Origin of the sequence: Psychrobacter sp. P11G3 (assembly GCF_001435845.1) — a bacterium.
GTDB lineage: Bacteria > Pseudomonadota > Gammaproteobacteria > Pseudomonadales > Moraxellaceae > Psychrobacter.
Window position 1 is genome coordinate 253,183 of record NZ_CM003596.1, and the last position, 23,006, is coordinate 276,188.

At 44.2% G+C, this 23,006-nt stretch carries 18 protein-coding genes and 1 pseudogene; 11 read left to right on the plus strand and 8 right to left on the minus strand.

Translation table 11 applies throughout. The features are described 5' to 3' along the window. The first annotated feature begins 61 nt into the window (after positions 1-61). The 3 genes from AK824_RS01070 (at position 62) to AK824_RS01080 (ending at position 2,389) form a co-directional block, all read left to right on the plus strand. Positions 62-1,198 (plus strand): aminotransferase class V-fold PLP-dependent enzyme, encoded by a 1,137-nt coding sequence (locus AK824_RS01070; protein WP_057758052.1) that lies wholly within the window; start codon positions 62-64, stop codon positions 1,196-1,198. A 235-nt stretch (positions 1,199-1,433) separates the two neighbouring features. After that, positions 1,434-1,871: a YeeE/YedE family protein gene (locus AK824_RS01075; RefSeq protein WP_057758054.1), complete on the plus strand. Its 438-nt coding sequence runs from the start codon at positions 1,434-1,436 to the stop codon at positions 1,869-1,871. A gap of 98 nt (positions 1,872-1,969) precedes the next feature. Continuing rightward, a complete protein-coding gene (locus AK824_RS01080; RefSeq protein ID WP_057758056.1) occupies positions 1,970-2,389 on the plus strand; it encodes a DUF6691 family protein in 420 nt (139 codons plus the stop codon). Positions 2,390-2,602: 213 nt separating this feature from the next. On the opposite strand, the gene AK824_RS01085 is transcribed toward AK824_RS01080, so the two are convergent. After that, positions 2,603-4,267 carry an AMP-binding protein gene (locus tag AK824_RS01085; protein ID WP_057758058.1) on the minus strand — a complete coding sequence of 555 codons (1,665 nt, stop codon included), beginning with the start codon at positions 4,265-4,267 and terminating at the stop codon, positions 2,603-2,605. 403 nt (positions 4,268-4,670) lie between these two features. Between AK824_RS01085 and AK824_RS01090 the strand changes: the two genes are divergently transcribed. Next, entirely contained in the window at positions 4,671-6,806 is a 2,136-nt protein-coding gene (locus AK824_RS01090) for an NADPH-dependent 2,4-dienoyl-CoA reductase (RefSeq protein ID WP_057758059.1), read from the plus strand. 139 nt (positions 6,807-6,945) lie between these two features. On the opposite strand, the gene AK824_RS01095 is transcribed toward AK824_RS01090, so the two are convergent. The 4 genes from AK824_RS01095 to AK824_RS01110 all read right to left on the minus strand — a co-directional run bounded on the left by AK824_RS01095 (position 6,946) and on the right by AK824_RS01110 (position 10,144). Next, positions 6,946-7,713, minus strand: coding sequence for a lysozyme inhibitor LprI family protein (locus AK824_RS01095; RefSeq protein WP_057758061.1), 768 nt, complete (start codon positions 7,711-7,713; stop codon positions 6,946-6,948). A 107-nt stretch (positions 7,714-7,820) separates the two neighbouring features. Beyond that, a complete protein-coding gene (locus tag AK824_RS01100; protein ID WP_197411806.1) occupies positions 7,821-8,237 on the minus strand; it encodes a VOC family protein in 417 nt (138 codons plus the stop codon). Positions 8,238-8,446: 209 nt separating this feature from the next. Next, positions 8,447-9,451, minus strand: a complete 1,005-nt coding sequence (locus tag AK824_RS01105; protein WP_057758065.1) for a lipoate--protein ligase — start codon at positions 9,449-9,451, stop codon at positions 8,447-8,449. A gap of 279 nt (positions 9,452-9,730) precedes the next feature. Continuing rightward, a complete protein-coding gene (locus tag AK824_RS01110; protein WP_156410670.1) occupies positions 9,731-10,144 on the minus strand; it encodes a hypothetical protein in 414 nt (137 codons plus the stop codon). Between the two features lie 604 nt (positions 10,145-10,748). Between AK824_RS01110 and AK824_RS01115 the strand changes: the two genes are divergently transcribed. After that, the gene (locus tag AK824_RS01115; RefSeq protein ID WP_057758069.1) at positions 10,749-11,657 is read left to right on the plus strand and encodes a DMT family transporter; all 909 of its coding nucleotides are present in this window, start codon (positions 10,749-10,751) and stop codon (positions 11,655-11,657) included. Between the two features lie 43 nt (positions 11,658-11,700). On the opposite strand, the pseudogene AK824_RS01120 reads toward AK824_RS01115, so the two are convergent. Further along, positions 11,701-12,866: pseudogene (locus AK824_RS01120) on the minus strand (IS3 family transposase). Between the two features lie 336 nt (positions 12,867-13,202). Here AK824_RS01120 and AK824_RS01130 point away from each other — a divergent pair. Then, positions 13,203-14,306, plus strand: coding sequence for an alkene reductase (locus AK824_RS01130; RefSeq protein WP_057758073.1), 1,104 nt, complete (start codon positions 13,203-13,205; stop codon positions 14,304-14,306). Positions 14,307-14,393: 87 nt separating this feature from the next. On the opposite strand, the gene AK824_RS01135 is transcribed toward AK824_RS01130, so the two are convergent. Next, positions 14,394-15,359 carry a pirin family protein gene (locus AK824_RS01135; protein ID WP_057758074.1) on the minus strand — a complete coding sequence of 322 codons (966 nt, stop codon included), beginning with the start codon at positions 15,357-15,359 and terminating at the stop codon, positions 14,394-14,396. Positions 15,360-15,599: 240 nt separating this feature from the next. Beyond that, positions 15,600-16,940, minus strand: coding sequence for a BaiN/RdsA family NAD(P)/FAD-dependent oxidoreductase (locus AK824_RS01140; protein WP_057758076.1), 1,341 nt, complete (start codon positions 16,938-16,940; stop codon positions 15,600-15,602). A gap of 347 nt (positions 16,941-17,287) precedes the next feature. On the opposite strand from AK824_RS01140, the gene AK824_RS01145 reads away from it, so the two are divergent. The 5 genes from AK824_RS01145 (at position 17,288) to AK824_RS01165 (ending at position 22,940) form a co-directional block, all read left to right on the plus strand. Continuing rightward, positions 17,288-18,166, plus strand: coding sequence for a branched-chain amino acid ABC transporter permease (locus tag AK824_RS01145; RefSeq protein WP_057758078.1), 879 nt, complete (start codon positions 17,288-17,290; stop codon positions 18,164-18,166). Between the two features lie 76 nt (positions 18,167-18,242). Then, positions 18,243-19,340, plus strand: a complete 1,098-nt coding sequence (locus tag AK824_RS01150; RefSeq protein WP_057758081.1) for a branched-chain amino acid ABC transporter permease — start codon at positions 18,243-18,245, stop codon at positions 19,338-19,340. Next, positions 19,337-20,104 (plus strand): ABC transporter ATP-binding protein, encoded by a 768-nt coding sequence (locus AK824_RS01155; RefSeq protein ID WP_010196014.1) that lies wholly within the window; start codon positions 19,337-19,339, stop codon positions 20,102-20,104. The genes AK824_RS01150 and AK824_RS01155 overlap by 4 nt, the downstream gene beginning before the upstream one ends. 47 nt (positions 20,105-20,151) lie before the next feature. After that, positions 20,152-20,946 (plus strand): ABC transporter ATP-binding protein, encoded by a 795-nt coding sequence (locus AK824_RS01160; protein ID WP_037032897.1) that lies wholly within the window; start codon positions 20,152-20,154, stop codon positions 20,944-20,946. Positions 20,947-20,951: 5 nt separating this feature from the next. Further along, on the plus strand, positions 20,952-22,940 hold the full coding sequence (locus tag AK824_RS01165; protein WP_082624530.1) for an AMP-dependent synthetase/ligase: 1,989 nt from the start codon (positions 20,952-20,954) through the stop codon (positions 22,938-22,940). The last annotated feature ends 66 nt before the right edge of the window (positions 22,941-23,006 follow it).

The following is a 23,006-nucleotide window of genomic DNA, read 5'->3' on the forward strand; positions in this document are numbered from 1 at the left end:
TTGATTATAGTGCTATCTAATCCATGTCGCATATTATCTAACCATACACTAGGAGTGTTCAATGCCTGCATTACGTCAAGATATCGATCCAAACGGCTTATTAGAGTATTCAGTGGTTTACACCGATCGTGCGCTGAACCATATGTCAAAAGCCTTTCAGCAAGTGATGAACGACCTATCTAGTGACCTAAAATCTGTGTATAACGCGGATGCAGTGGTGATCGTTCCTGGTTCTGGTACTTATGGTATGGAAGCCGTCGCTCGTCAGTTGGCAAATGATGAAGATTGCCTAATCATTCGTAATGGCTGGTTCAGCTATCGTTGGACGCAAATCCTAGAAAAAGGCAAAATCGCCAAATCATCTACAGTCCTTACGGCCAATCGTGCCGATGATAGTGAGTCGCCAAAGCCGTTTGCTCCAGTCGATATCGACGTTGCTGTAGCTAAAATCAGAGAAGAAAAGCCAGCAGTTGTATTTGCGCCGCATGTCGAAACCTCCTCGGGTATCATTTTGTCAAATGACTATATCAAAGCGTTGAGCGAAGCTGTGCATAGCGTTGGCGGATTATTAGTCATTGATTGCATCGCCTCAGGATGTGTATGGCTAGATATGAAATCATTGGGCATCGATGTGCTGATTAGCGCACCGCAAAAAGGCTGGAGCAGTACGCCGGGCGCTGGCTTGGTCATGCTAAGCGATGCTGCTGTCAAAAAAGTAGACAGTACTGAATCTGATAGCTTTAGTATCGACCTAAAGCAGTGGCTAAACATCATGCGTGCTTACGAAAATGGCGGTCATGCGTACCATGCGACTATGCCGACAGACAGCTTACGTCAGTTCCGTGATGCCGTGAATGAAGCCAAAGCAATCGGTTTTGATAAATTGTGTGACGCGCAGTGGACACTTGGCAAACGTATCCGTGAAGTACTAGAAGCGAAAGGTGTTGAGAGCGTCGCTGCTGAAGGTTTTAAAGCGCCAGGTGTTGTCGTCTCTTATACTGATCGTGATGACATGCATAAAGGTAGTGCGTTTGCTGAAATCGGGGTACAAATCGCGGCTGGCGTACCATTAAAAGTGGGCGAGCTTGATAATTTCAAAACTTTCCGTTTGGGTCTATTTGGCTTGGACAAATTGACTGATATCGATGGCACAGTAGAGCGTTTTGAAACGGCACTTGATAAAGTGCTGAGCCTGTAAAAATTGTCATTATGAGGGCTGATAAAGATAGTAATAGGATAGCTTATTAAGTCTTTTTCATTGCCCTTTTTAAAGCCTTCGCAATACAATCTTTGCAGTTATAAAAAATACTGAACTATTAGCATTATGCTAGGTTCAGTATTTTTTTACCTTTTTATTATATTTTATAATATAATGTATTTTTATAAATTAATATTCAAGCACGTATTCAATAAACTTAATTAGGTAGTCCGTTATGAGCATACAAATAGACTGGCAAGCATTTACGCCGATCTCCTTGGTAGGAGGTCTGATGCTAGGCGTAGCGACGGTTATCTTACTGCTAGGTATCGGTCGTATAGCAGGTATCAGTGGTATTTTTTCAAGCCTACTAAAACCCAAACGTGTAGAGATGTGGCAGGTGCTCTTTATACTGGGCTTGGTCATTTCACCACTGCTATATCAGTTGGCAAGACCACTACCTGAGGTAGCTATCAGTACTTCCGTGCCATTATTGATTGGTGCAGGGTTACTGGTCGGCTTTGGCACGCGTTTAGGTTCAGGATGCACCAGTGGGCATGGTATCTGTGGTAATGCACGGCTGTCTCCACGGTCATTGGCAGCGACCGCCACCTTTATGCTGTTTGGGATTATGACCGTTTATGTCGGTCGCCACGTATTAGGCCTACTATAGCGAACTCATGGCAGATTGCCAGATGAAGACTGATGGTCGGACTCATACGCGAACGACATACGATGGTTAATGAAAGATAATAATAGCGAGATACGACGATGCTAAAAAATATAATCGGATTGCTGGCAGGATTGCTGTTTGGACTTGGACTACTGGTGTCAGGTATGACCGATCCTGTAAAAGTACAAGGTTTTTTGGACGTATTTGGTGCATGGGATATCTCCCTTGCCCTTGTGATGGGCGGTGGTCTGATAATGGCGTTTTTTGGTGTACGATTGGCAAAGCGTCAGCAGACAAGCTGGATTGGTACACCGATTGATATGCCGAGCAAAACTGTCATTAATAAAAAATTGCTTATCGGTGCGATGTTGTTCGGTATCGGCTGGGGGTTGGTTGGTATCTGCCCAGGACCAGGAATTGTATTGCTTGGTACTGGTCAATGGCAAGCCTATGTCTTTATTCCTGCCATGATTATAGGAATGCTGGTTTATCAATGGCTTGAGCCTAAGCTTGGCTGATATAGTCAGTTCTCTATAAATATAGTCAGAGAACTACTAAGCGGCTACGGCTTTATCCTCCCTAGACGTACTATTTGTAAAATCTGCAGTCGACTGCCTTGTACCTGTTTTAGAATTCTTTGACTATAAGCGAGCGCTCAAAAAAGGTCAGCTACATATAGCTGACCTTTTTGATAGATGTTGATTGATGATACGACTTAACAAGTCGCCGTTTTATTTAGCACTAGTGGTTACTTTTGGCGTTTCGTGTGCCAAGGACTTAGCCGCTTGGCGTAGCTCAAATTTTTGCACTTTACCGGTACTGGTCTTGGGTATTTCTGCAAAGATAATATATTTTGGCACTTTAAAACCTGCTAGGTGCTGACTACAGTGCTCTATCACCGTATCGCGTTGCAAGGTGCTGCCAGCGTGAATTTCGATAAAGGCAACGGGCACTTCGCCCCATTTATCATGTGGCGCGGCGACGACGGCACAGCTCTCAATCGCAGGTAGTTTATACAAGACGTTTTCTACCTCGATACTAGAGATATTCTCACCACCTGAGATGATGATATCTTTTAATCTGTCCATGATTTTGATATAGCCATCAGGATATTTAACACCCAAATCACCCGTGCGGAACCAGCCATCAGCGAATGCCTCTTCGGTAGCCTTGCGGCTTTTTAGATAGCCTTTCATCACCATATTGCCACGTAGCGCCAGCTCACCCATCTCTTCTCCGTCAGCGGCGACTGGCTCAGTCGTACCTTGCTTAAACACGTCAAACCCTGCCATCAAGTGAGAAGTCGTGCCTTGACGTGATTTCTTTTGGGCACGGGTGGCCACATCAAGCTCATTCCATTCTTCCTGCTCAGCACAAACCGTCACTGGCCCATATACTTCAGTGAGACCGTAGACATGCGAGATATGAAAACCCATTGCTTCCATCGCGGCCAGCATGGTTTCAGATGGCGGTGCACCAGCGACCCAGCCTTTGACCGTATGGGTGATGGCTTCTTTATACTCTGGTTTGCCGCCAGCAATCATATTGTGCACGACTGGCGCAGAGCAGTAGTGACTAACTTGATGCTTGGCAATCAGCTGCAATATCAAATCAGCATCAATTTTTCGCAAGCATACATTGACCCCAGCACGTTCAGCGATGGTCCACGGAAAACACCAACCGTTGCAGTGAAACAGTGGTAGCGTCCATAGGTACATCGGGTGTTTGGGCATATCCCAATCTAAAATATTAGAGATAGCATTGAGAGTTGCACCGCGATGGTGATAGACCACGCCTTTGGGCTTGCCTGTCGTACCAGAGGTATAATTCAGTGCAATGGCATCCCACTCATCTGTCGGCATCTCCCAGTTATCCAAACTGTCTGAGCTGGCTACCAATGCTTCATAACTCATGTGCCCAAAGCGATCGACATCGATAGCTTTGTCCGTTGAGTGAATGACGATTAAGTCTGGAAAAGTCTCATCAATAATCTCAGCGTGCTCAGCAAATTCGCTGTCTAAGATTAAAACCTTTGCTTCGGAATGCTGCAAACAAAAGGTAAGTGCATTGATATCAAGGCGTGTGTTCAACGTACAGAGGACGCCGCCTGACATCGGCACACCAAAGGCGCATTCGACCATCGCAGGCGTGTTCGGCAGCATCACGGCTACGGTGTCGTTTTTCTCGATACCCAATTTGCGCAGACCATCAGCGAGTTTTCGGCAGCGAGTATAAGTCTGTTGCCATGTCTGAGTCAGGTTGTTGTGTTCTAGGTCGTCATAGATGATGGCAGTCTTATTAGGATAAACTTGCGCGCTGCGAATGATAAAATCGATAGGGGTAAGTGGTTGATGGTTGGCAGCATTTTTGCCAAGACCTGTATGGAAATCTGTCATGTTGATAGTCCTTTATCGTATTTCTATAATGCGTCAGTACATTAACGTCAGTATATTGTTTAGTACAGTAATCTAGCATAGAAATTATAGGTATAAGTCGATATTTATCGATTTATATCTTAGTCTAATCTCTAAGTAACATTAAGCTAACGGTATATAACCTACCTCAAAAGTTGGCTAGATTTTGTGGTGTTTGCTTAACCATATGCCACAGTACCGCCTGATACACCGTCCCGCTCGTTATAGCAATTAATATAGTGCTCACTCATCAGTCGCTTGTCTGCATAGCTGACAATAATCGCGGTGTGTTACGATATCGATGATGCTAAACCCCTTAGGCCCACTAATTCTAAAAAGCCGTTTTTAAAAAGTAGCCTCATAAACTATTCATAAGGAAAATGATATGTCTGCCAGCCATAGTGCCAATACGATCCAAACCGCTAGCACCAATGAACACTATCCGCATTTATTTGAGCCGCTAGATTTGGGCTTTACTACGCTAAAAAACCGTATGGTTATGGGCTCGATGCATACTGGGCTTGAAGACCGTTTTTATAATTATGGCAAGCTGGCGGCGTATTTTGCAGAACGTGCCAAGGGCGGCGTGGCAATGATGATTACTGGCGGTATCTCGCCCAATCGCGAAGGTTGGTTGTTGCCTGCTGGCGGAACGATGAATACTAAAGCTGACGTTATCAATCATCAGCGCGTCACCCGTGCTGTGCATAAACATGACAGCAAAATCATCATGCAGATATTGCACAGTGGTCGCTATGGCTATCATCCTTTTGCCGTATCCTCTAGCCCGATTAAGTCACCAATCTCACCATTTAAACCGCGTAAGATGAGCATCAAAAACATCGAGCAAACGGTAAAAGACTATGCTCGCTCAGCCAAACTTGCCAAGCAAGCAGGCTATGATGGTGTCGAAATCATGGGTTCTGAGGGTTATCTACTCAACCAGTTTTTATCAAGCCATGTGAATAAGCGTAAAGACATTTATGGTGGTGATATTCATGGTCGTATGAAGTTCGCTGTCGACGTGGTTAGAGCCGTTCGCGAGGCGACTGGTGAAGACTTCATTATTCTATTCCGCTTATCTGTTATCGATTTGGTCAAAGACGGTAACGTCATGGATGAAGTCATCACCGTGGCTAAAGCGCTAGAAGAAGCGGGTGTGACTATCATGAACACTGGTATCGGCTGGCATGAAGCGCGTGTTCCAACTATCGTGACTAGCGTGCCACGAGCCGCTTTCGTTGATTTCACTGCTGAAATCAAAAAGCATATTAGTATTCCGATGATGGCGGCTAACCGTATCAACATGCCAGAAACAGCAGAAGAAATCGTTGCGACTGGTCAAGCTGACATGATTCAAATGGCACGTCCATTCTTAGCGGATGCGCATTGGGTCAATAAAGCCAAAAACGGACAGACAGATCGTATTAACACCTGTATCGCTTGTAACCAAGCTTGCCTCGACCATACGTTCGAAAACAAACGCTCGACCTGTCTCGTCAATCCGCAAGCCTGTTATGAGACTGAACTGGTCTATAAGAAAACCAAAAAGCCCAAAAAAGTCGCCGTCATCGGTGGCGGTGTCGCTGGTATGTCAGCCGCTCATGTGGCCGCTTTACGTGGTCATGACGTGACTCTGTTTGAAGCTAAAGACGTGCTTGGCGGGCAGTTCAACTACGCCAAAGTTATCCCTGGCAAAGAAGAGTTCTTTGAGACTATTCGCTACTATATCAATGAGCTTGAGCACTTAGGTGTTGAGATTAAACTGAACACCAAAGTTGATAAAGACATGCTTGAAAAAGCGAAGTTCCATCATGTCATCGTAGCAACGGGTGTCGTACCGAGAAGTCTAGAAGGTAAGCTCGAAGGGGCTGAGCTGCCACAAGTCATGAGCTATGCTGAGCTGCTATCTGGCGAAAAAGCAGTGGGCAATACCGTAGCGGTCATCGGTGCTGGTGGTATTGGCTTTGATGTAAGTGAGTATCTGACAGCTAATCATGGCAAGTCGCTTGATGAGATCGGCCCTGAGGGACTAAAAGATCCAAGCTATCGCCCTGAGCCACAATCTATCAGCGAGTGGCGCGAAGAGTGGGGCGTGACCAATGATACCGACTATCAAAGTGATGGTGGTCTGGTCAGACCACATGCGATCAAACCGATTCGCCAAGTTTATCTCATGCAGCGTAGTAAAGGCCGTCTGGGTAGTGGTCTGAACAAAACTTCAGGCTGGGTACATCGTGCGCATATCAAATCGCACGGCGTGATCCAAGTCGCTGGCGTACAATATGACAAAATTACCAACGAAGGTATCTGGGTGACTAACCCACAAGGTCAAAGCCAGTTATTACGCGTTGATAGCGTCGTTGTCTGTGCCGGTCAAGAATCAGTCGTTGAGCTGATGCCAAACGTGGGTGATGCACCAGACGCGCAATACCACCTAATTGGCGGTGCTAAGCTAGCAGCTGAACTAGATGCCAAACGTGCGATTCGTGATGGAGCAGAGGTTGCAGCAGCGATTTAAGAGTTAAATAGAAAGCAATCGTAAAGAAGGCGGCAGGGATATTATCTTCTGCCGCTTTTTGGTTTAACAAATCTGAATTCTTATAATATGGACTCAGATTCTCTTAGAGTTTTTTCAAAGGTAAAAGTATTCTCCTTACTTACTCTCGTTCTAATATGATGCCATCAAAATAGCCGCGCATACCACAATGCAGTTCTCTATACTGGTTATCAATGTCTCTCAATAACAACTGAGTCCTACCTTTATAAAATGCTGGATATAAACGCAGCTCAACATCTTTGTTTGACTGTTCATCATTAATGACCCAATGATTCTGTGACCATATGGCTTTACTCTCTCCCAAATCACAGGTATGAGCATTGGTAAAAATCAAAACGCCATCAATGATGGAAAGATAAGGCTTATTAGCGATACTATGAATCGATACCGTGTTTTTTGCCTCTCCTGTATCTTCCCAGCGCTGAGTACCTGAATTATATATTGAGATTTGAGTGGTTTGAGAAAACTTACCAAAGGCACTTTTACTCGGTAAATCAGAAAGACTTAATTCATCTGAAAAATTCCAAGCCACACCGTAACTGATTTGCGCTTCGATATACTCTTTATACTCACGTATCAGACATTCTTCACTTTTACAGGTATTACGCTGAAACGTAAGCCATGTGCGTTGGTTAGCAATGAACCTATCTTTGAAACCTTTGCTGTCTTCATGGTCAGGAGCAGCGTCAAGATTGATTTTATATTTCTTCGCCATTGTGTCATCAAGCTTAGAAAGCTCAGGACTGTCGCAAACTGTTTTTTCTACCCACGTAGCAGCCTTATTGCAATCAAAACTTGCTGAATTTGCATAAGTGGAAAGGAGGCAAGTGCCTAAAATACCGATTGTAGTGATGCATAACTTTTTCATATCACCCTCATTTTTTAGTGCTTGATTGTATTTTAAGAACGCTATAACTGTGATATACGTGTCATCATTATCTGCAAAAACAAATCAGCCTAGTCAGCCTCACTTACCTACCAACTGCCAATATTTTCCATCGAAATCCAAGGCTCAATAGGTTCTAAGTCTTCGCCATTTTGTAGCAACTCAATTGAGATATTATTAGGGTCTTTAACAAAAGCCATATGGCCATCTCTAGGTGGTCTTAATATCTCGACCCCTGCCTGTATAAAGGTGTCGCACTGTGCGTATATGTTGTCGACTCTAAAGGCAAAGTGCCCAAAATTATCGCCATTGGTATACTCTTTTTCATCCCAGTTGTGTGTCACCTCAATTTCTGGTGCACCCTCATGCGTTGCTAAAAAATATAAGCTGAATCTGCCTGATTCAGAGTCTCTCTTTCTTAGCAGTTTTAAGCCCATAAGGTCACAATAGAAAAACAACGTTTCTTCTAGTTTGTTGGTTCTAATCATTGCATGTAAGTACTTCATGAAAATACCTTAATATTGCTTATTAATAAAAAATGGAGTAATGGCAGGGTGCTTGTTATGCATCATTAATATACAAAATCTAAAATGGCGTACGTGTGATATCAATACTATTAACTATATACAGCGCATTTGTGTCAGTAGCTTTTTATCAAGCAGTGCAAGCGGCACACTCTGCAATACTTGCTATATTAAATCTGACGTCGCAAAATCTAACCTTCTATCTCACCAACCAACCATTTTTCAAAATCACTAACTTGTGCTGCTAATTCAGGTTGCGAATTTGCTAGGTCATCGAGCTTGTTTTTAATCTCAGGCTTATTATATTTAACGCCAGTCAATGTCTTCTTAAGCAGGTCGATAAGCTCAACATTTAGCGCATCAGAGAAGATGACAACTTCGGTAATCATCGCTTGCTTCACATCCATATGTACATCCATCATGCCCCAATCAAAGCGAGTCTCGATATGATGAGTGAACTCAGGCGTTTTACCAAAGCGCCAATCCCAATCTGCCATTTGTTGATAGTAAGCGTTTAGCGTGGGCTGCTTAGCAAGGCTAGCCTCATCTAATTGCTCGACCTGTGCACTCTCTCCATGATATTCACAAAACGCTTCGATGATCGCCTCAGACAATGTCTCGTGATTGATAGTCTCATTAAAATCTATCAAGTTTGCCACGCGAGCGCGCACAGATTTGATGCCTTTTGCTTTTAGCTTTAATGGATGCGGGTTCAGATAGTCGCCAAGCTTTTGCATATTGGCATTGACCAGCAATGTGCCATGATGAAAGCTGCGATCGGCGGCATGTCTAAATGCGCTGCCCGATATTTTGCGGTCGCCGACCTGCATGTCGTTACGACCAGACAGCGTGGCGTCTATGCCGAGTTTCTTAAGCGCATTGATGATGACAGTGAAGTTTGCTTCTTGATTATAAGCATCACTGGGGGATAAAAAGGTAAAGTTGGTATTACCCAAATCGTGAAACACTGCGCCGCCGCCACTCTGACGCCGTGCTAAAAATACATCGTCTGCTTCCATTTTATCGGTTTTGCACTCTACCCATGGATTTTGTGAGCGTCCAATAACCACGGTCTCAGAGTTACGCCATAAAAATAGGGTATGTGAGTCGGGATTGAGCGTATTAAATATCCAATCCTCGGTGGCAAGATTAAACCAAGGATTGGTCACAGCAGACTTTAGGATGCGCAGTTTCATGTATTTGACTCTTTAACAAACTGGGTTGGTGAGCAGATTTTATAAATAGATAGCACCATTCTTACCGATGCAGGGTTGTAATTCAATGGCTGTCTAACAGGGAGGAGGATTTTATCAGTGGCTTTGACAGTGGTGAAGACGTTGAGCATATAGAAAAAACGGTGAAAAAATTTCATAGAGGATGGTGCTAAGGTTGATGCTTCAGTTTTAGCAGGCGGCAATAAAAGCCAAGCAAAACGCTCAGCTTTATTGCACTATAAATTGCCAGAGTATTTTGTTCTATTTAGCACAAATCTCCCACTGCGATTTTGTACTAAGATAACATTGCATAACCGCTTTACCAGACTGCGCATAGGCATCGCTGACGATACGCTGATTGGTTGGCAGACGATATCTGATGATCGCGGGCTCGTCATTGACGGTGGTCGTCCATCCAGTCACTTCATTACGGTCATTATAGTTTGCACTGGTAGAGGTTGCCATTTTGCCAAACCCTGGCAGGTTATAGGAGACCTGTCTAAAACTATAACTCATCGCTGCACCCTCAGCGCCCTCATACTGACAGCTTAGCTTTTTTTGCAGTTTATCTTGTTTATAAACATAGCAGGTGGTCTCATCTGAGAACTGACCAACCCCGCAAAAACCTGCCGTTGCAACTGATATCATACCGAAAAATAACGCTATCCTTTTCATAATCATTCCTCAATAATTTATAAATCCTACTAATGATGTTTGCCATCTATTTTGTGTATTGCCAAATACTAACCAATACCTTTTAGATAGTAGGAAATTAGTAAACAAATATCAACTAATATATTTTAAGAAAATCTTGAACTGATGTATTAAAGCTACTTTTAACATCAGTATTATTAAGAGTAGCTGTTATAAGGTAGTGCTATAAGCAGGATTTACTATGACCGTGAATCTGTTTTTATAGGTATTGAACGGATGACTTACTTAAGGATGACTTTGGAGTTCTTTAGTATGTGAATAGAAAGGCGCTGGAATAGGCTAAAGTATAAGAAATATAGGATAAGCGCTGCTTGCTATATAGTGCTTACTAAAAGGGATTTGTCCAGATTTATAAATTATCAAAAGGTGCAAACCTTAAAACTGTGCTAGAAAAATTAATAAGTGGATAAAAATTCACTATAAATTTTATAAAAAATTACCCATCAAACAATTAAAAAGTTATCATCATGAGTTTTTAATCACATGATAATTTTTACAACGCATCAGACGCTTATGACCGACACGAGTTGGTAAACGCAGTCTAAGCGCTTAATAGGATTACCTAATGACCAACCGTGACCTCATCATCTTTGTGACGCTCTCTTTTATGTGGTCACTCTCCTTCGTTTTTTATCGTGTCGGCGTGCCTGAGTTTGGCTCATTGGCATTTGCCAGTTTGCGTGTGATATTCGCCGGATTGGTCATGTTGGTCTTTGTATTGCTCAATAAGAAAAACAGAGTCGGCATCAAGGAGCATTGGAAAATGCTAGCGCTCGTTGGCTTGTTTTCAGCAGCGCTGCCTTTTGTGTTGTTCTCGTTTTCCGCGCAGTCAGTGAACGCAGGCGTGCTAGCCGTGCTAAATGCTTCTGTACCGATGATGAGTGGTTTTATCGCCAGAGTCTTCTTTAAAGATAGGCTATCGAAAAAACAAGCACTTGGTTTGGTCATCGGAGTGATTGGGGTAATCATACTGATGAGCGAAAGCTTATTTGGTGGCGGCGAGCCAGGCAAAGGGTTGGTCGAAGGTCTATTACCAATGGGCTACGCGCTATTAGCTTGTGTAGGTTATGCGCTTGGGGCCAACATCACCAAAAACTATTTGTATGAAGTGTCGCCAGTCGCTATCACCGCAGGCTCGCTCATTATCGGTAGTATCATTATGCTACCTGTGGCTTTTAATGAATTCCCTTATGGTAAAGATATCAGCATAAAGGCGTGGGTATCCGTGATCTGTATCGGTGTATTTTCGACCGCCATTGCGCTTATCTTTATGAATCAGCTGATTAAAAATATTGGCCCGACGCGTGCCACCAGTATTACTTTAGTCATTCCAATTTTTGCCATTATTTTAGGGTATCTACTACTTGGTGAAGCCCTAAATATCCAAGCCATCATCGGTTCAGTAGTGATATTGTTTGGCACGTATTTGTCACTTGAGCTATCTGTCAAAAAGATGCTACAACAAAAGAATTGACCCCTGCTGTCAATCCCGTAGAACTAAACTTGGGAGATTTTAGTTACGCAGCCTGACGATAAAAGTCAAACCACAGCTGTCTTGGCGATTTATAGCCCAAACCCTTTTGAATCCTAGTCTGATTGTAATACAGCTCGATATATTTGATGATATCAGTAATGGCTGTGAATCGTGTTTTATAGTCCTTATGATATATTAGCTCATTCTTTAATATGCCCCAGAAGCTTTCTATTGGCGCATTGTCGAAGCAATTACCTTTAGCGCTCATAGAGCCTGTAAAGTGATGCTGCTTGATGATTTTGTGGTAGGCATGGCTACAGTACTGACTGCCTCTGTCTGAGTGCACAATTAATCCTTTATTAGGTCGTTTGTTTTTGATTGCCATATTGAGTGCACGGCAAACCAAGTCAGCAGTCATGCGTTTGTTGATAGCATAGCCGACAAGCTCTTTGGTATATAAATCTTTAACGCCTGCCAAGTACAGCCAGCCCTCAGCAGTCCAGATATAAGTAATATCGCTTACCCATGCATCATTAGGACGGTTTGCATCAAACTTCTGATCCAGCACGTTTGGATAAACCAGCTTGTTATGATCAGAGTCAGTGGTGACTTTAAAGCGCTTGTGACGACGGCATTTAATGCCGTATTCTTCTTTGATGCTTCTAACCATATATTGGCTGATATCGTACCCTTACGCTCTTAGGTGGGCATGCAGTCGATCTACGCCATAGCACTGCTTGGTCTGAGTATGAGCGACTTTAACCAGTAGTTCACACTGATTGCGATGTATCTGTTGGTCGCTGAGATCACGACCCAGCCAGTCGTAATAGCTTGATAACTTAACACTTAGCACGCGGCACATAGTGGTGATGCGAAAGAGGTGCTGGTTATCTTTGATGAAGGCGTACCTGACTAGCTGTGCCTTGCAAAGTACGCCGTCGCCTTTTTTAGAATTTCGCGCTCCTCTTCGGCTACTTTAAGCTGCCGCTTGAGCTGCTTTATTTCTTGAAGAGCACTCATAAGATCAGGATCATATTGTTCTGTGCCAATAAGCTTGCCTTGATTGGCTTTGTTCTGCCAGTTCGATAACGTTTGCATCGCTATGCCAAGTTGCTTGGCTGTGGCTGAAACATTACCGTTATTGTCTGCTATTTTCTTAACGGCTTCTGCTTTAAATTCGTCACTGTAGGTTCTTACTTTCTTGGTCATGGTAAACTCCAGTTAATACGCTTAGTTTACCAAGTTTAGTTGTACGGTTTCTTCAGCATAGCTCAAATCCCACGCGGTCGGCGTGAGTTTAAGCTACGGTAAACTGTCTTCGTAGCCTTTAATTATAAAGATTCAAATATCTAAATATTGGTGTTTCTGTTTGTAAATACTGCTTGGAATAATTGCATTTGCCCCCTATAAAGAACTCGGCTTATGAGTAGCGTACTTCGCAAATTATAGAACGACAGCTAAGTGCTACCTACTAATATAAGTGCTATTTATTACCAATAATAGTAAACCTGATACTAAGGTTTAAAACAATAAACAGGGCTTTTTATGGCACATGATAATCTATTTGAAACCGTCGAGATGGGTACCCAAACCCTAAAAAACCGCATCATTATGGCACCGTTGACGCGTCTGCGTTCGGTTGAGCCAAGTGATGTACCAACAGCATTGGCAAGCGAATATTACTCACAGCGCGCAGGTTCTGGCTTGGTAATCACTGAGGCGACGCAAGTATCTTTCCAAGCGAAAGGCTATGCTGGTGCGCCAGGCGTTCATACCAAAGACCAAATTACTGCGTGGAAAACCATCGTAGATAATGTCCATGCTAAAGGTGGCAAAATCGTCGTACAGCTATGGCACACGGGTTTAGTCTCTCATGAGAGCGTACAGCCAGACGGCAAAGCGCCTATCTCTGCTTCTAACGTTGATGTTGGTGTACGTACCTCGCTACGTGACAGCGACAACCAAGCCATTCGTGTAGATGCAACGCCGCCACGTCCAGCCACACTTGAAGAAATCAAACAAGTTATCGCTGACTTTGGTCAAGCAACTAAGAATGCCAAAGAAGCGGGTTTTGATGGGGTAGAGATTCATGGTGCTCACGGTTACCTATTGCATCAGTTCTGGGTTGAGCAAACCAACCAGCGTGATGATGAATACGGCGGTAGCCGCGAAAACCGTGCGCGCTTGACGCTTGACGTTATCGATGCATGCGTAGATGCTTGGGATGCAGATCATGTTGGTATTCGTATTTCACCACTTGGTACGTTCAACAACGTAGAAGCTGGATATAACGAAGACGAAAATATCTGGATGATTGAGCAGATTAACAAACGCGGTATCATGTATCTGCATCTGTCAGAGCCAGATTGGGCAGGTGGCACGCCGTATAGCGAAGACTTCCGTAAGCGTGTGCGTGCTGCTTTTGATCAAATGATTATCGCAGCTGGTGGCTATACTGCCGAAAAAGCAGAGCAAAATGTAAAAGCAGGTTATATCGATGCAGTCGCCTTTGGTCGTGACTATATCGCCAACCCTGATTTGGCTGAGCGCATTCAAAAAGGCGCCCCGCTTAATGAGCAGCATCCAGAGTCTTTCTATGGTGGCGGTGCTGAAGGTTATACCGACTATCCATTTTTAGACCAAGCGTAATAGTTAGATTTTTAGCTAAATAACGCAGCATAAGAAGCCGCTTAACTAGCAATAGTTGAGCGGCTTTTTTTTATGCAGAGATTTTTATTATTTTCCGAAAATGCCTATTTGATAATCACGAAAGGTTTGACGTAGTTCTTCTTGAGTATTCATGACAAAGGGACCGTGACCTGCGACTGGTTCGCCGATTGGCTTGCCGCTTAGCAGTAGCAATTTGATAGGTGTGTCTTCATCGGTAGTTGCAGGGTAGGTCAATTCGATAGTATCAGTCGTAGGTAAGGATGAATGTTCAGATTGAGTGCCTACATGATTTCGAGTAGGCGCTGAAAACTCTATTAGGCTACCTGCGCTGACGGCTGTATCGTTGACCAATACTTGACCTTCTTGTACCAGCAGTAGGGTGTTATGCGTTTTCGGTACTTGTAGCGAGGTTGTACCTGCTTTATGTAGCTCGATATCCCACATATTGACTGGCGTAAAGGTCGTTGCTGCTCCCGCTATCCCATGCCAGTCACCGGCAATAATGGCAGCTTGGCCAATGACAGTTTGCTCGTCGCTATTGTCTATCAGATCAACAATAGGCATATCAGCACGTTTGATAGATTGATATTTGGGGTCGGTCAGTTTGTGGGCGCTTGGTAAGTTAACCCATAACTGCACCATACTAAAAACACCGCCACGTTGCCCAAAGGCTTCAGAGTGGAACTCTTCGTGTAGAATGCCGCGACCCGCAGTCATCCATTGTACATCGCCTTCTAAGATATCGCCGCACCCACCTGTTGAGTCTGCATGGCTAATCTCACCTGAATAGGCGATGGTTACGGTTTCAAAACCTTTATGTGGATGCAGTCCAACACCATGTGGCTGTAGCTTATAATCAGGATTGGGTAAAAAGGTCGTAGGCTTACCATAGTCAAATAATAAAAAAGGATCGGTATGGCTATAGTTAAAATCAGGATTATTATCGAGATGATTGATTAGGGTTTTTACAAAAAAGCCGTCACCTACCCAATGCGGCTTTTTATCACCATGAATATTCTTGATTGGACGCATGGATTACCTCATAAGTCTAAATGACATTACTATCAATAGGATGAATGCCTTACGTTAATTCTACTATGAAAATAGACTTATGTTGTGTTTATTCTCATCGTTCTCTAAGATTACTGTTAAAACCCCTCAACTATCATCAAACATACTGTCAGCCATTATCTGAGTAATAGTCAATTATTCAAATGCTGACAGTCATTAAAGCCACTATTATCGCTATAGATAGGGAGGTTATTGAAGTTATTAAACAACTTCACCACTGACAAAACCACTGGCCCAAGCCCATTGAAAATTATAACCACCAAGCCAGCCAGTTACATCGAGCACCTCACCGATAAAATACAAGTTATCTTGTAAGTTGCTTTGCATCGTTTTGGAAGATACTTCGTCGGTTGTAACGCCGCCGCGTGTGACCTCAGCGGTACGGTAGCCTTCTGTACCAGAGGGCTTGAGCTGCCAGCCATTGAGCGTAGCCCCAAGTTCTGTGAGTCGCTCGTCTTTGATATTGGCAAGTTCTGTATCTTTGATGTCTTCCCACAGATGCGTCTGTAACGCTGCTAATAGTTTCTTGGGTAGCGCATTGTCCGTGTTTTCTGCCAATACTGTACGAATCAGTTGGCGCGGATGTGATTTTTTGCGAGCAAGTAAAAGCTCAGTGACATCTATCTCAGGCAACAGATTGATACTGATGGTTTCGCCAGTCTGCCAATAGTTGGATAGCTGTAGCATGGCAGGGCCAGAGAGACCGCGATGGGTAAATAGGACGGGTAATTTAAAAGAGATACGCTCGTTACTGGCAATAACTGGCAGACTGATACCAGCCAAAGCACGGATAAGCTCGCCTGTTTTATCAGTGAAAGTAAACGGCACAAGACTGGCATCAGTAGGCACGAGCGTATGCCCAAACTGCTGCGCCAACTCATAGCCGATACCACTTGCTCCCATGGTTGGGATAGATAGGCCACCAGTAGCGACCACCAAAGACTCACAGCTATAGCGTGTCTGCGAAGGTTGAGTGCCGCTCGCGATGTCTTTTTTACCAAGCTTTTTGCTCGTCGTTAGATAAAAGCGTTCGCCTTTATCATGGGCAGCAGTTTTAACACGATCAATCTGAGCATTAAGCTTTACTTGTACGCCTACGGCCGCGCACTCATCTAGCAGCATAGATAAGATATCTTGTGCCGAGTCGTCACAAAACAGCTGACCATGTTCGCGCTCATGGTAGGCAATCTTATGCGACTCTACCATGCCGATAAACTCCCAACTCGGGTAACGACTTAGCGCTGATTTGCAGAAGTGGGGATTGGCACCGATAAAATGCTCAGGCTCTACAAAGTAATTGGTGAAATTACAGCGACCACCACCCGACATCAAAATCTTTTTGCCAGCTTTATTGGCATGATCCAACACCAATACGTGGCGACCGCGGCGACCAGCAGTCAGTGCGCAATACAGTCCTGAAGCACCAGCACCGATGATAATGACGTCATAGTGGTTATCAGTAGATTTTTTGGCTGACGATGGATTACCCGCTGATGAATTGCTTGGCTTAACTGACTTTGCTTGTTTTGGCATTTGACTCATGATGATGACTTATAGAATAGGTTTGGATAGACGATATAAAGTAGCTAATTATACCATGCCAATAATGGCGATGTTTTTAGGTGAGTAATATAAATAGCTTTTGCCACTTGCTATAAATCGTTGAATAACTTTGATTTTTCTATAGACAATAATTCGTAGTTGGTATAATGTGAATACATGAATATGATTTGCTACTACTGCTGCCATGTTGATTACTTACTAAAACGCTAGTCGTTTTGATATGAAGAAAATGAATTTCTTTACAAGTAGTTGATGAAAAAGTCAGTCGATTGAACCGCTTATTCAAACATTGTCACGGATGATAATGTTAAGACAAAAGGGACTTTATGGATATCCTACAACTGCTCATTAGCGGGATTGCTAATGGTTGTATATATGGGCTGTTAGCGCTGGGTTTTGTACTCATTTACAAAGCCTCAGAAGCGGTAAACTTCGCCCAAGGTGACATGCTTATGCTCGGTGCCTTTTTAGGCATATCTTTCATCAATGCCGATCAGGCAAACCTTCCCTTCTTATTAGGCATCACCTTTGCTGCTGTCATCATGGGTGCATTTGGCTACTTACTAGATCGCTTTATCCTACGTGGTATTTTTGGTCAACCGCAATTTGCGATGGTCATCCTTACCATCTCGCTTGGTTTCCTAATGCGCTTTGTCGCTGGTGTCATCTGGGGACATAGCCCAGTCTCACTACAGACACCGTTTTCAGGCAAGATGTTGGCATTAGGCTCACTGAGTATCGCTTATGTCGACATTATTATCATCATATCTACTATCGCATTAACCTCTATTTTGTACTTCTTTTTTGCCCACACGCGGCTTGGTATTGCCATGCAAGCCAGCAGTCAAAACCAAATGGCAGCCTACTATATGGGTATTCCCGTCAAACGGGTCAATGGTATCGTTTGGGCGTTGTCAGGGGTGGTTGCCGCACTTGCTGGAATACTCTTTGCGGCCAAAGGCGCTATCGAACCCTCCGTCGGATTACTGTTCGGTATCAAGGCCTTTGCCGCTGCGGTAATCGGTGGCTTAGGCTCCTTGCCTGGTGCGTTGGCAGGTGGATTGCTAGTAGGGGTGATAGAGCCCTTTGCTGGTCGTTATCTACCCCTAGGTCTTAGTCAAATTGCGCCTTATGTGGTTATGTTGATCGTACTAATCGTACGTCCGGGCGGTATTTTTTCTCAGGTCAAACAGAAAAAAGTATAGAAGCTTTGATCCAAGGCAGCTTTGATTCAAGGATGACAAAGCGGCCTCTAAATCTTTTCAAGGATGAGTACTGCCCATGAAAGCTCAGTTTAAACACAGCTATGATCAAGATATCAATATCTTCGATGACAAAAGCCAACTCATAAAGTATGGCGTGCTTCTCTTGCTATTACTGATGGCGCCTTGGTTGTTGAGCAACTATTACATCAGTGAGCTTAGCGCCATATTGATTTGGTCTATCTCTGGACTGGGTCTGATGCTCTTGACCGGGCACACTGGACAGGTCAGCTTAGGGCATGCCGCCTTTATGGCGATAGGGGCATTTAGCCATATGGCACTCATGGCTCGAGGGTGGAATTTTTTCCCTGCTTTGATTGCTTGCGCACTCATCACTGGGGTTATCGGTGCGATCATCGCCAGACCAATCTTACGAACCAGCGGCATCTATTTAGCCATCGCGACTTTGGCGCTTAGTATTATCGTTGAGGACATCGCTATCGTAGCTGAGCCTATTACGGGCGGTATCTCTGGCACCTTTGCCTCTCCTATCAATCTGTTTGGTTACACCATCGATCGCTACATCACGCCCAAAGCCTTTTATTATTTATGCCTCGCGCTCGTAGTGCTAGTTACCTTAGGGTATATCAACTTACTTAGAAGCGGCACTGGACGATCGTTCTTAGCCATCAGAGACAGCGAAGTATCCGCCCGCGCGCTTGGCGTCAATGTACCGCAAGCCAAAACGCTCGCTTTTAGCATATCTTGCGCGATTACCGCTATTGGCGGCGCTATGTATGGGCATTTTGTGCAAGCGGTCAATTATGAGAGCTTCACCGTTATCATCTCTATTACCATCTTACTGCAGATTGTCATCGGTGGTTTGGGCTCCATACATGGTGCATTTTTTGGTGCTGTCGTCGTTGTCTTATTGCCACAAGTGATTGCTATCTTAGGCGATATGGTTGGTCAAGGTGCGGGCTCTAGTATCACCAGTATTCCTGGTATTGATACAGCGCTGTTTGCCTTAGTTATTGTCATCATGATCATCTATGAGCCACGCGGTATATACGGTATTTGGATAAAGATACGGACTTGGTTTCAGATGTTTCCGTTATATCGAAAAGGACTGTTTCGCCGTTCTAAAACTTATCTTAAGACGGAGCGTATGCGATGAGTTTATTAAAAGTTGACTCCTTATCTATCGCGTTCGGTGGTGTGAAAGCCGTTGATAATATTAGCTTTGAAGTAAATGAAGGTGAGGTATTCACTATCGTAGGACCTAATGGGGCTGGTAAATCCACGATTTTTAACTTAATCAGTCGCTTGTACGAGCCGCTTAGTGGTCGTATTACCTTTGATGGTACTGATATTACCAAGCTACCTGCTCACGATATCGCAAAACTGGGTATTGCCCGTACGTTTCAAAACATTGAGTTGTTTGATCACTCAAGCGTGCTTCAAAACCTGCTTATCGGTCGCCATTCGCAGCGCAATACGTCATGGATACAGGACTTGCTGTTTCTACCAAAGGTACGCCGTAGCGAGCGCGAGCATCGTTTGCAAGTTGAGAAGATTATCGATTTTTTAGAGTTAGCGCCTTATAGAGATAAACTAATTGCAGGTTTGCCTTATGGTATTAGAAAAGTGGTTGAGATTGCGCGCGCATTAGCCGCTAATCCAAAGCTTATTTTGCTCGATGAGCCAGCCTCTGGTCTTAGCGTAGAGGAGACGTCCGAGATGGCATGGTGGATTGAAGATATGCAAAAGGATCTTGGCTTGACTATCTTGATGGTAGAGCATGACATGAGTCTTGTGAATCGGGTGTCAGATCGCGTATTGGCCGTCGCTGAAGGTAAATTTTTGGCTCAGGGCACGGCAGCTGAGGTGCAAGCCAATCCACAGGTTATTGAAGCCTATCTTGGACAGGAGAGTGTGTAATGTCAGCTATTAAAAAATCACTATCCTCTGCCGCGCCAGCTACTGAAATGAACTTGGTCGACTCCGAAGTAAAGAACAACGTGCTAGAGGTGCGAAATCTAGAATCCGCTTATGGTCCAGTGATGGCATTGAGAGGCGTGAGTCTAGAGGTGCCCGAAGGCAAAGTGGTCACTATTTTGGGCGCGAATGGTGCAGGCAAGACGACGCTAATGAAAACCATCTCGGGGGTTATCAATCCTCGCAAGGGCGCAGTATGGTTCCACGGAGAGCGTATCGATGGCACTGAGCCTGATCGATTGGTCAAAAAAGGATTGTCGCACGTACCCGAAGGGCGCGAGGTATTTCCTTTTTTGAATGTCGCCGAAAACTTAGCGATGGGCGCTTATACTCGGCGTGACAAGTCTGAGATACAGCGTGATGTCGAGATGATATATGAGTATTTTCCTATTCTAAAAGATCGCCGTACACAAGCAGCGGGCACGATGTCTGGTGGTCAGCAGCAAATGCTCGCTATCGGTCGCGGGCTAATGTCACGACCCTCTCTTATGCTACTCGATGAGCCGTCTCTTGGACTGTCTCCATTATTGGTACAAGAGATATTTGCCATTATTCGACGATTAAATAAAGAGCAAGGTGTGACGATTCTACTGGTTGAACAAAATGCCAGAGTTGCCTTGGCAGCAGCGGATTACGGTTACGTGTTAGAAACAGGGCGTATTGTCATGGCAGGCTCAGCGGACAAACTGATGCACTCTGATGATATTAAAGAGTTCTATTTGGGACAAACCAAAGATAACACTGCGGAAGCCACTCGGTGGAAACGCAAAAAGACTTGGCGATAATAATCATGACGACCTCCATTGATATTGATGTTAATACTGAAAACAATACTTCACTTTCGCCTGCGGATGTGGCAGACATGAAAGTAACATCTGCTGCGCCAGTATCGTCTCACGATCGCTCTGAAAACCATGCTAAAAATTATGATTACGATACGGGTCAAAAGATACACAATGCGCCTTTCGATCATGCACCTCAAATCCTAGAAGGGTGCGATACGTTAAGCAAACTTTGGCGACAGGTTTGCTTGAGCCGAGGCGACAGGATTGCGCATCGCGAAAAGAGCTTTGGTATTTGGCAGAGTTATAGTTGGCTAGACTATTATCATCATAGCTGCGATATCGGTATGGCTCTCGTCGAGCTTGGTCTGAGCAAAGGCGATACCGTCTCTATCTTGAGTGAAGACAATAAAGAATGGCTTTATTTTGATATGGGTGTCTGCGGCGTAGGCGGAATACCCAACGGTGTCTATACGACAGACAGTCCTGAGCAGCTTGCTTATATCCTAAATGACAGCCATTCTAAGTTTCTGATTGTAGAAAATGATGAGCAATTACATAAGTTTTTAGAGATTCGTGAGCAGACACCTCATGTTAAAAAGGTAATTGTCCTTGACCGTAAAGGCTTGCGTAGCCTAGAAGATGATCAGGTTGTCTTCCTCGATGAGCTATATACGATTGGTCGAAGTGTTGATAACGCAAGAGAGCGCTTTAACGATTATATCGATCAAGGCACACCTAATGACATACGTACTTTAATCTATACCTCTGGCACGACAGGTAACCCAAAAGGCGCGATTTTAACGCACGCCAATGTCCTCTTTGAGCTAAAAACAAGCATTGATATCCTTCCTATTTTACCTACTGATGAGCAGCTCTGCTTTCTGCCCTTATGTCATGTACTCGAACGTTTAACGTCAGTGGATTTGCCTATCCATCGAGGTTGTATCGTCAACTTTGCTGAGAGTACAGAGACGGTATTTGAGAATATGAAAGAAGTCTCACCTGATACTTTTACCGCTGTGCCCAGACTATGGGAAAAAATGTACGCCTCCATCAGTAACATGCGTAGCGACGCCAGTGCACTCAATGGCTGGGCATTTGATCAGGCCATTAAAGCAGGTCATGACTATGCTGATATCGTGATGGCAGGCAATACTCCTACGACAGGTCAGCGACTGCGTTACGAGTTTTGGAACAGACTGGTGCTATACAAAATTCGTGACCTTATAGGCATGAGTAATATTCGCCGTGCCACTACTGGTGCTGCGCCCATATCGCTAGATATTATCCGCTGGTTTCATGCGATAGGCGTACCTATCTATGAAGGCTATGGCATGACCGAAAGTGCGGGCGTGATATCGGTCAATACGCCTGAAGCACAGATGGCTGGCAGTGTAGGCAAGGCACTACCAGACTCTGAAGTCCGTATCGCCGACAATGGGGAGATACTCGTAAAAGGGGCTAACGTATTCGCAGGCTATTGGAACAAGCCAGAAAAAACGGCTGAGGACTTACGTGATGGCTGGCTACATACGGGTGATGTCGGCGAGATAAGAGACGGTTATATATTTATCACAGGTCGTATCAAGGACATTATCATCACCGCAGGCGGCAAAAACGTCACACCAGTTGCGATTGAAAGCAAACTTAAATTCTCACCTTATATCTCAGATGCGGTCGTCATTGGTGATAAGCGGAAGTATTTGACTTGTCTGATCATGATAGACCAAGAAAACGTCGAAAAGTATGCGCAAGACAATCAAGTGATGTTTTCTGATTTTCGCTCGTTGTGTCATGCGCCAGAAGTCATCGCCTTGATAGATGACGTCGTACAGTCTGCTAACGAAACCCTAGCTCAGGTAGAAACCATAAAGCAATTCAGGCTTATAGATGTGCTGCTCAGTCCTGAAGATGATGAATTGACCGCGACGATGAAATTGAAAAGAAACTTGGTTGAGAAAAAGCATCATGCTCTCATCGACTCTATGTACTGATCTAGCTCTTTAATATAGTTTAGTTTAGCACCGTTCAGCTTTTTTGAAATCGTCTCAACCTCAAAA